Consider the following 9,150-nt stretch of genomic DNA (forward strand, 5'->3'; position numbering starts at 1 on the left):
CTACTGCTTTTAATAGCAGAAAGCAGGATCAGTCATGTCTCCTTATGCAAACCTAAAAGTCGCACATGGCGTATACTATTTATTGCATGAGTGTCAGCGCAGGCTCTGTTGCCAATTTTGTTGCCTATACCCATGAGAACCTGGCCTCTACTGAGCAGAGTATCCGCGATGCTTTACAAGAAAGTCCGGTTGCAGGAGCGGATGAAACTGGCATGCGGGTTGACGGTTCACTGTGGTGGTTACACATTATGCGAGATGACCAATGGACGCTTTACTACCTCTCAGAAAGGCGAGGTTGTGAAGCAATGGATGCAATGGGCATCCTGCTGACTTTTGCAGGCATTCTGGTTCACGATCATTGGAAGTCCTACTTTGCCTATGCGGCAGTGCATGTGCTTTGTAATGCCCATCATCTGAGAGAGCTTCAGGGAGTTGTCGATAGGGATGCGAATAAGCTGGCTCTGCGGCTGATGAAATTGCTTACGCTCTCCTGGCACTTCTGCAAGAAATACAAAGCAGCCGGTCTGACTCAAATGCCTGGTGCAATACAGCTTCGCATTGAGACGATATACGACCAAATCCTTCAAAGGGCTCTCACGAAGGAAACCGCTTATATGGAAAAACAACGACAGGTGCTTGGACGTAAGAAGGTCAGGAATACCAAGGCCTACAACCTGTTCAAAAGGCTTATTGAGTTTAAGGTTGAAACGTTGCGCTTCATGTCGGACTTTTCAATTCCCTTCGATAACAATGGCAGTGAACGTGATGCCAGGATGGCCAAACTTAAGCAGAAGATCTCAGGCTGCTTCAGAAGCGAAGACGGAGGTACCATGTTTACCCGAATCCGAAGCTATTTATCATCTGCTAAAAAGCAGGGGTTGAACATATTTCAGGCGCTTCTTAAAGCGGTTCGAAATTACAACAATACGCCTTTGCTGGGTGCTGAATAGTTACACCAGAATAAGCCACGCAACTCCGGAAAGAGAATTCAATGATATACACTGATACAAGCCAGAAGGACTGGCTGCAGCAACTTCCCTGGTTGACGCTTTCTCTCATTCCAGGGCTTGGGCCGATAAAATCCAGTCAGTTGATCGAGAAATTCAAACACCCCAGCCAGCTTTTTTCTGCCTCATTTAATGATCTGAAGAACAGTATTCCTGATAAGCTGGCTCATTTACTGGTAAACGCTCCCCGTGACCCTGCCATACACAAACAGCTGCAACTCACTCAAGCATGGCTTCAGGCCAGTGAAGCGCATTCTGTTTTAACACCTGATTCCCCACTTTACCCTGAAAGTCTTAAAGAGTTGCCAGATGCTCCGGTTGTACTCTATGTAATTGGTAACAGCCATCTGCTTAATGAGCCACAACTTGGAGTGGTGGGAAGTCGCAGACCAACCCCAAATGGACGGCGGGTTGCTCAGGAGTTTTGTGAACACTTGTCTCGAAGTGGCTTGGTCATTACCAGTGGAATGGCTCTTGGAATTGACGCGGCAGCACATCAAGGAGCGCTGGGGTGCTATGGAGGCACAGTCGCCGTATTGGGTACCGGTGTGGATCAAATCTACCCGGCAAGGCACAAAGACATTTATCAACTGATTGCCAGTCAGGGAGCTCTTGTCAGTGAGTTTCCTTTGGGGACTAAACCTTTTGCAGGTAACTTTCCACGGAGAAATCGAATTCTATCTGGTTTGTCTCTGGGCGTTCTGGTGGTTGAAGCGGCTCTTGAAAGTGGGTCTTTAATTTCTGCCAGACTGGCTGCAGAGCAAGGACGTGAAGTCTTTGCTATTCCTGGTTCGGTACTGAATCCGTTGAGTCGGGGATGTCATAAACTGATTCGTGAAGGCGCTGTGCTGGTTGAAAGTCCTGATGATGTATTAATTGAACTTGCCCCACAGTTGCATGGTGTTATGAACGAGTTCACTCCATCGATTTCCTCTAGAAAAGAAACAGACCCTTTGCGACTTAAGGTTATAGAAGTGATGGGGTTTGATGTCGTCAGTGCAGATCAAATCAGTACCCTGTCAGGGATTCCTTTTGCAGAGCTTTCCGTCGTTCTTACAGAAATGGAGCTTGATGGCGTCATAGAGTCCACGTCTGGTGGCTTTATACGTCTTGGCTGATTTGTTAAGTGAATCTGCTGAAAGTATCCAGGTCTTAGGGGGCGTTCTCAATTAGCCATGAGTCCAGTTGATCATACACGCATTTAGGCAAGGCGAACGGTGCAGGACATGGTGGTTCCATGTTCAAGCCGTTCAACACAGCATAAATGGGGGTGTGATCAACCCGGAGGGCCGCCCATGGTTTGTGTCATTCTGCGTTGCTCACTACTTATGTGGAATAACCACACTACGTAGTTCACGCCTGGCCTGACCCAAACCATGGGTGGCTGGTCACATGTCTAATTGAGAACGCCCCCTAGGTTCTGTCTGTTGCTTCTGAACTTCTCTTGCTAGACTAGCGAGCCTTACCGATCACGTTTCGGAGAATACTGATGGCGAGGCCGTTTGTTGCGATTTTGATTGGGGCTGGCTCATGTTCAGAGTCAGTGGATATACCCATGGTCCAGCTCACCGCTGATGTATTGAAGAAGCTCGATGTTTCTGTAGAAATTAAGGTTTACTCGGCACATTGCACGCCTGAGGCGACTCAGAGCTACGTGAAAGATGCTGATCACCGTGGGGCGGCTGTTTTTATTGCCTGCTCGGGAATGGGCGCTCATCTGGCCGGTGTTGTTTCTTCCCTTACCATCAAACCGGTCATTGGTGTTCCTATTGGAGATGGCTCTCTGGGAGGGCTGGATGCGCTACTGTCAACGGTTCAGATGCCGGGGGGAGTTCCCGTTGCTACGGTCTCTCTGGGAAAAGAGGGAGCAATCAATGCTGGCTATCTGGCCGCCCAGATTATTGCTTTGAATGATAAAGATCTGGCAAATCGACTACGAATGGATCGTCAGGCAAATGCAGAAGCGGTTCTTGCGAAAGATGCTGTTCTTCAGCAGCAGTTAAATGACTGAGGCTTATCCCTGAGAGAAGTTTTCATGATGGATGTTGTAAATCAAGCAGCAACAATAATTAGAAATGGAGGCGTCATCGCTTACCCCACTGAAGCCGTATGGGGTGTGGGTTGTGACCCATGGAACCGTCAGGCTGTTTATCGAGTTCTTGAAATCAAACAGCGACCCGTTGAGAAAGGGGTGATTCTGATTGGTTCCTCAGAGGATCAGTTTGCACCGCTACTTGATCCTCTTTCTTCAGAAGAACGAGAAAGGCTGAAGTCAACCTGGCCAGGTCCTTATACCTGGCTTATTCCAGACCCTGCTGGTTGGGCACCCGATTGGGTCAGAGGCCAGTTTGATACGGTTGCCGTTCGTATTTCTGATCACCCACTGGTAAGAAAGCTATGTGAAGCAACAGGACACCCGATCGTGTCTACTTCAGCAAACCTTGCCGGTAAGGACCCGCTGTTAACGTTCTCAAGCGTTGAGGAAGAGTTTGGCGCTCTACTCGATGCCATTGTTCCCGGCGAAACTGGAGGACAGAAAACACCCTCCAAAATTCAAGACCTGCGTTCAGGTGAACTAGTACGGGCAGGCTAATATTGCTCAAATTTCATGGATAAAAGGCTTGTTCCAAGATGTCAGAACCGTCCGTAGATCTCGTAAAACAATACCTCCTGGATTTGCAGAATCGCATATGTACGGCGATTGAAGCAGAAGAAATGGAGGGCTCCTTCAGAGAAGACCAGTGGGATTACCATGGTGGTGGTGGCGGTAAGGCCAGAGTTCTCGAAGGCGGTAAGGTTTTTGAAAAAGCAGGAGTAAATTTTTCCTATGTAAAAGGGGATCAGCTACCTGCCAGTGCCACGGCGCATCGGCCACAAATGGCCGGTCGGAGTTTTCAGGCCATGGGTGTTTCCCTGGTGATTCATCCGGATAATCCATTTGTGCCAACGTCTCATGCCAATGTTCGAATGCTGATAGCTCATAAAGAAGGAGAAGAACCGATCTGGTGGTTTGGCGGTGGCTATGACCTGACTCCCTACTATGGCTTTGAAGAAGACTGCAAACACTGGCATCAGATAGCCAAACAAGCCTGTGAGCCGTTTGGTGACGATGTCTACCTCCGTTATAAGAAATGGTGTGATGACTACTTCTTTCTTAAACACCGCAATGAACCAAGGGGGGTTGGCGGACTGTTCTACGATGACCTGAATGAGTGGCCATTTGAACGCTGCTTTGAGTTTATGCAGTCGGTTGGTGACAGTTATATTGATGCTTACCTGCCTATTGTTCAGCGCCGTAAAGAGATGCCTTACTCCGAGCAGAACAAGCATTTTCAGGAGTATCGTCGTGGCCGTTATGTGGAATTCAACCTGGTATATGACCGGGGTACTTTATTTGGTCTGCAGTCTGGTGGTCGTACAGAGTCTATTCTTATGTCATTGCCTCCTCATGTACGCTGGGATTACAACTGGAGTCCAGAGTCTGGCACCGATGAGGCTCGCTTGTATGAAGAATTTTTAAAGCCAAAAGACTGGGTATAAATTAAGAGGATCTGAATCATGGCTGGTCCGGTAGACAGTTATGCGGTAATGGGGAACCCTATTGCCCACAGTAAATCACCTGTAATTCACACATTGTTTGCCGACCAGACCGATCAAAGTCTGCGTTATTCAGCCATGCTGGTTGACGTTGACGGGTTTAAAAAAGCAATTGATGAGTTCTTTGAAAATGGCGATCTTGGATTAAGCATAACTGTACCGTTTAAGGAAGAGGCATGGCAGTTAGCTGAAAAGAGAACGTCGCGAGCGGAAAAAGCAGGTGCTGTTAATACTCTGTGGCAGGATGAGCATGGCCAGCTGCATGGAGACAACACCGACGGGCTTGGGCTGGTTGCGGACCTTAAAGAAAACAATGGTGTAACCATTAAAGATGCAAGAGTACTTATCCTGGGTGCCGGCGGTGCCGTTAGGGGTGTGCTTGAGCCTATATTCTCCGAGCAACCTGCTGAAGTTGTCATTGCCAATCGAACACGCAGCAAGGCTGATACACTGGTTGGACTCTTTCCTGGTGAAGCTATTTCAGCTAATGGGTTTGAAGATATAGAAGGTCGTTTTGATCTGGTTATCAACGGAACAGCGGCCAGCCTGCAGGGAGAGATGCCACCAATACCTGGTCATGTGGTTGATCAAAACACCAGCTGCTATGACATGATGTACGGTGCAGAAGAAACCGTGTTCAATCACTGGTGTCGTGAGCAGGGGGCGGGTAAAACCATTGATGGACTTGGTATGCTGGTTGAGCAGGCTGCAGAGCAGTTTGCCATTTGGCGCGGTGTTCGTCCTGATACTCGAAATGTACTTGACCTGCTGCGGAATGAAATAGCCTGAAAAGCTCTATACTCTTGAACATGGCTTTTTATGCTAAAACTTCCGCCATTATGAGGTTATCAGCCTTTTTAATAATCACAGTTTATGTTAAATGCTAGCCTAGGCTGTTTTTTATAACTTAAGGCTGCTCATCACAGGATGGTCTTCAATTATTGGATAGGTTATGGATAAAGCGTTGCCAGCCACAGTGATAGCTGAAGACCTATTACCAGGTGACCTTATTTTTCAGCTCCGCTCAGGAGGGGAAGCCGAATGGGTAATCAGTCGACTCTTTGCTGGTCGAGACGGAGCCGCTATTAATCATGTAGCTCTCTACGACGGAGATGGCATGGTCATAGAAGCTGTTATGCCCAGGGTAAAGAAAACCACTCTGGATGACTTTGTCAGCAACTCGGTTTTAGATAACCATGGCAGGCCTTGTGTCCTGATCTGTCGACTGACATCGAATTACTCGGTACTGGTTCCCGATGCTCTTGAGTTTGCAGAGCAGCAGCTGTCGATACCCTATGATCCTCACTACAGCCAGAATCAGGAAGAACATCAGAAAAGCTGGTATTGCAGTGAATTAATTGTTCATGCTTTTCGCAGTGCCAATGAGGGTGTTTTCCTGTTTGAGGAAACACCCATGAGTTTCCGGGACATGGACACCGGAGAGCTGATGCCATTCTGGGTTGATCATTATCAAGCCATTGGACAGGAAATACCGGAAGGGCTTCCCGGTTCACATCCAGCGCTGCTCTCGTGTTCTGACAAGCTGGTTTCTATCAATATTCTTGGATCGCTTCCGGCAAGGAATGGTCAGGATATCTGCAGTCTAGAGCCAGGTTCAACACTGGCTTAGGAGACTTGAGAATAAGCTGCGATCGTTGCTACGGGGCTCTGAATGGGCGCTATTTTCGAGCAGCCTTCTGGAGTAGCTTTCTGATCAGGTCAGACTGCATCAGCTTGATCAAGCCCTTTTCATTTTCCTGCCAGATGGATTGAAGGCTCTTGTCCTCGCTCAACGTAGGACATTCATAAGTTAAGACAGGAATACCCAGCTTTTCACTGGCATAGCTTCCAAGCGACCCCGGGGTTGGATGATCTTCAATTTCATCTCGTACGATCGGATAACCGCTTTCCTTGTGCAGAAGCTGAAGAATATCTTCGCACTGACCATTACTGTTCAGCATGGGTATCCAGGAGTGGAAGGACAGAATAAAGCCGGGGGGGTACTTATCAAATAAAGAAACAAGAAACTGGTTTTCTGGTTCACTGTTCGGGTGCGAGCCCGGAGAATACTTGTCATCCCGTTTTTGTTGAGACCAGTTGGAGGCGGGAAGGTTTCTATTCAGATCAACGCCGTTGGCGTTTACCCGAGTTTTTGCCGCAAAGCCATCGGGATTAAGAACCGGAATTACTACCATTGGCTGGTTTATCTTTTTACTATTGAGTTGCTGCATTAATTGCTCAAGGACATATATGCCCTCGGGTTCATCCCCATGCGTCCCCGCAATCAGGTAGCAGAATCGGTCTAAACCTTTCTGTCTGGTTACGGTGGCTTCAACTGGCCTGTTGCAAACACTGAACCCTTTTTTCAGAGAATTATTCTTAACCATTGTTTTATTCGTACAGTTGTTTTGGCAGCGTTCAATGGCTGCATTTTAATGTGGAAATAGTACCTACTTTATATATCGCTGGTTTTGATCAATGATTGCGTCGATTTTATTAAAGTTATGAAATAGACTGATTGGTTATCTATTGTCATCAGTAAAGCCAGACGGCGTCCAGGTAGCTTATCGTAATTGCAGCAGGGCTTAGCTGTCCGCTGGCTGAAGGAATCAATGAACGTTTCTCAATCACCATTAATAGCCAACCCCTTGGCTCAGACATTACAGAAGGACATTTGTCAGGGTGCCAAATCACTCGGTCTTGATTTATCTCAGGCTCAGGCGGATTTGCTGACTCGTTATGTTCTGCTGCTGGATAAGTGGAATAAAGCCTACAACCTTACCGCCATTCGTGACCCCAGGGAGATGGTCTTCAGGCATATTGTTGATAGTCTGAGCATTGTTCCTCATATTAATGGTGAGGTAATTCTGGATGTAGGCTCAGGTCCGGGACTGCCGGGTGTTGTTCTGGCTATTATGTATCCAGAGAAAAAATTCACGACACTGGACAGTAATGGTAAAAAAACCAGGTTCATGCTTCAGGCAAAACTGGACCTTCAGCTCGAGAACCTGGAAGTCGCGAATGCCCGGGTAGAGTCTTTTAAGGTGGACGCACCTTTTGACGCCATTACTTCACGGGCGTTCAGTTCATTGGTTAACATGGTAGATGGCACAAAACACTTATTATCACCTTCAGGTGTTTATCTGGCCATGAAAGGGCTATATCCTGAAGAAGAATTAAAGGAATTGATGGATCGTCACGAGATTGAGTTGATTGGCTGTGAGCCCCTGAATGTACCGGGTACAGACGGCGATCGTCATCTTGTCATTTTGCGTAACAGGCATTGAATGGTATTAAACGGCTGTGGCTAAAATTCTCGCGGTAACCAATCAGAAAGGAGGGGTTGGCAAAACCACTTCCTGCGTTAATCTATCGGCTTCTCTGGCAGCAAGTAAGCAGCGTGTACTGCTTATTGATGTTGACCCCCAGGGGAATGCCACCATGGGAAGCGGAATCGACAAACATGCTCAGCAATGGTCTGTTTATCATGTACTGACGGGGCGTTGTGATATCCAGGAGGCAATCCTTCCATCTCTGGATGGTGGTTACGATGTTCTGGGTGCAAACGCAGATCTGACGGCGGCAGAAGTTGAGCTGATGGATATGGATCGCAAAGAATCCAGGCTCCACGATGCGCTTGCCAAAGTGGAAGATCAATACGACTTCATCATGATTGACTGCCCTCCATCCCTGAACATGCTTACCATCAATGCCATGGTTGCTGCCCGCGGGGTGATTATCCCGATGCAGTGCGAATACTATGCCCTGGAAGGTCTGACGGCCCTGATGGAAACCATTGCCGGCCTCAGAGAAACCATCAATCCTGACTTGCACATCGAAGGTCTGCTGCGAACCATGTATGACCCAAGGATGACGCTGACCACTGAAGTATCGAGACAGCTCATCAACCATTTTGGTGATCAGGTCTATCGAACCGTGATTCCCCGTAATATTCGACTTGCTGAGGCGCCGAGTCATGGTAAGCCCGTACTTGCCTATGACCGAAACTCCCGTGGGGCAGTTGCTTATCTCGCACTGGCTGGGGAGTTGGTTCGCAAGCATGACATCAAGGGGCTTCATGGTAAGTCAGAAAGGAAAATAGGAACTCACTAACACATGGCGAAACAACGTCTCGGTACTAACTTAAATGCGCTGCTGGGTAGCGCCAGACTACCTGCATCCCTGTCTAATGATCTCTCTGGGCCATCACCGGTCAAGGAGTCGCAGGATGGGACAATGAAAGACCTGCCAGTCGAATTCCTGATTCGTGGCAAGTACCAGCCTCGCCGAGACATGCACTCTGATGCTCTGGAAGAGCTGGCTGAAAGTATTAAAGAGCAGGGCATCATGCAGCCAATTGTGGTTCGTCCGGTTGGACAGAATCGCTATGAGATTATTGCTGGTGAACGTCGCTGGCGTGCAGCACAGCTGGCAGGTCTCTCGGAAGTTCCCGCCCTGATTCGTGATGTTCCCGATGAAGCAGCCATTGCCATGTCGCTGATCGAAAACATTCAGCGGGAAGACCTGAATCCTATTGAAGAAGCCA

General features: G+C 48.1%; 11 protein-coding genes (1 of these 11 cut by a window edge). 10 read left to right on the plus strand and 1 reads right to left on the minus strand.

Features of this window, described 5'->3' with window-relative positions:
- The first annotated feature begins 65 nt into the window (after window positions 1-65).
- The 7 genes from tnpC (at window position 66) to ACOCLE_RS20985 (ending at window position 6,234) form a co-directional block, all read left to right on the plus strand.
- A complete protein-coding gene (tnpC, locus tag ACOCLE_RS20955; RefSeq protein ID WP_419534097.1) occupies window positions 66-950 on the plus strand; it encodes an IS66 family transposase in 885 nt (294 codons plus the stop codon).
- Between the two features lie 41 nt (window positions 951-991).
- Window positions 992-2,125: a DNA-processing protein DprA gene (dprA, locus tag ACOCLE_RS20960; protein ID WP_419534098.1), complete on the plus strand. Its 1,134-nt coding sequence runs from the start codon at window positions 992-994 to the stop codon at window positions 2,123-2,125.
- A 437-nt stretch (window positions 2,126-2,562) separates the two neighbouring features.
- Window positions 2,563-3,018, plus strand: a complete 456-nt coding sequence (gene purE / locus ACOCLE_RS20965) for a 5-(carboxyamino)imidazole ribonucleotide mutase (RefSeq protein WP_419534099.1) — start codon at window positions 2,563-2,565, stop codon at window positions 3,016-3,018.
- A 24-nt stretch (window positions 3,019-3,042) separates the two neighbouring features.
- Window positions 3,043-3,600 carry an L-threonylcarbamoyladenylate synthase gene (locus tag ACOCLE_RS20970; RefSeq protein ID WP_419534100.1) on the plus strand — a complete coding sequence of 186 codons (558 nt, stop codon included), beginning with the start codon at window positions 3,043-3,045 and terminating at the stop codon, window positions 3,598-3,600.
- Between the two features lie 38 nt (window positions 3,601-3,638).
- Window positions 3,639-4,547, plus strand: a complete 909-nt coding sequence (hemF, locus tag ACOCLE_RS20975) for an oxygen-dependent coproporphyrinogen oxidase (RefSeq protein ID WP_419534101.1) — start codon at window positions 3,639-3,641, stop codon at window positions 4,545-4,547.
- Between the two features lie 18 nt (window positions 4,548-4,565).
- Window positions 4,566-5,393 (plus strand): shikimate dehydrogenase, encoded by an 828-nt coding sequence (gene aroE / locus ACOCLE_RS20980; protein ID WP_419534102.1) that lies wholly within the window; start codon window positions 4,566-4,568, stop codon window positions 5,391-5,393.
- Window positions 5,394-5,556: 163 nt separating this feature from the next.
- Window positions 5,557-6,234 (plus strand): YiiX/YebB-like N1pC/P60 family cysteine hydrolase, encoded by a 678-nt coding sequence (locus ACOCLE_RS20985; RefSeq protein ID WP_419534103.1) that lies wholly within the window; start codon window positions 5,557-5,559, stop codon window positions 6,232-6,234.
- Between the two features lie 49 nt (window positions 6,235-6,283).
- On the opposite strand, the gene ACOCLE_RS20990 is transcribed toward ACOCLE_RS20985, so the two are convergent.
- Window positions 6,284-6,973 (minus strand): DUF2817 domain-containing protein, encoded by a 690-nt coding sequence (locus ACOCLE_RS20990; RefSeq protein WP_419537243.1) that lies wholly within the window; start codon window positions 6,971-6,973, stop codon window positions 6,284-6,286.
- 243 nt (window positions 6,974-7,216) lie between these two features.
- Here ACOCLE_RS20990 and rsmG point away from each other — a divergent pair, with 243 nt between their 5' ends.
- The 3 genes in view from rsmG to ACOCLE_RS21005 are tightly spaced (at most 16 nt apart) and all read left to right on the plus strand, a layout consistent with a single transcriptional unit that may run on beyond the window.
- Window positions 7,217-7,891: a 16S rRNA (guanine(527)-N(7))-methyltransferase RsmG gene (gene rsmG, locus ACOCLE_RS20995; protein WP_419534104.1), complete on the plus strand. Its 675-nt coding sequence runs from the start codon at window positions 7,217-7,219 to the stop codon at window positions 7,889-7,891.
- A gap of 16 nt (window positions 7,892-7,907) precedes the next feature.
- Window positions 7,908-8,717, plus strand: coding sequence for a ParA family protein (locus ACOCLE_RS21000; RefSeq protein ID WP_419534105.1), 810 nt, complete (start codon window positions 7,908-7,910; stop codon window positions 8,715-8,717).
- Between the two features lie 3 nt (window positions 8,718-8,720).
- Window positions 8,721-9,150 carry the start of a ParB/RepB/Spo0J family partition protein gene (locus ACOCLE_RS21005; protein ID WP_419534106.1) on the plus strand. It continues 461 nt past the right edge of the window, so only the first 430 of its 891 coding nucleotides appear in the window; the start codon lies at window positions 8,721-8,723; its stop codon lies off the right edge, out of view.

Source organism: Endozoicomonas sp., assembly GCF_965196975.1.
In the GTDB taxonomy this organism is placed as follows: Bacteria; Pseudomonadota; Gammaproteobacteria; order Pseudomonadales; family Endozoicomonadaceae; genus Endozoicomonas.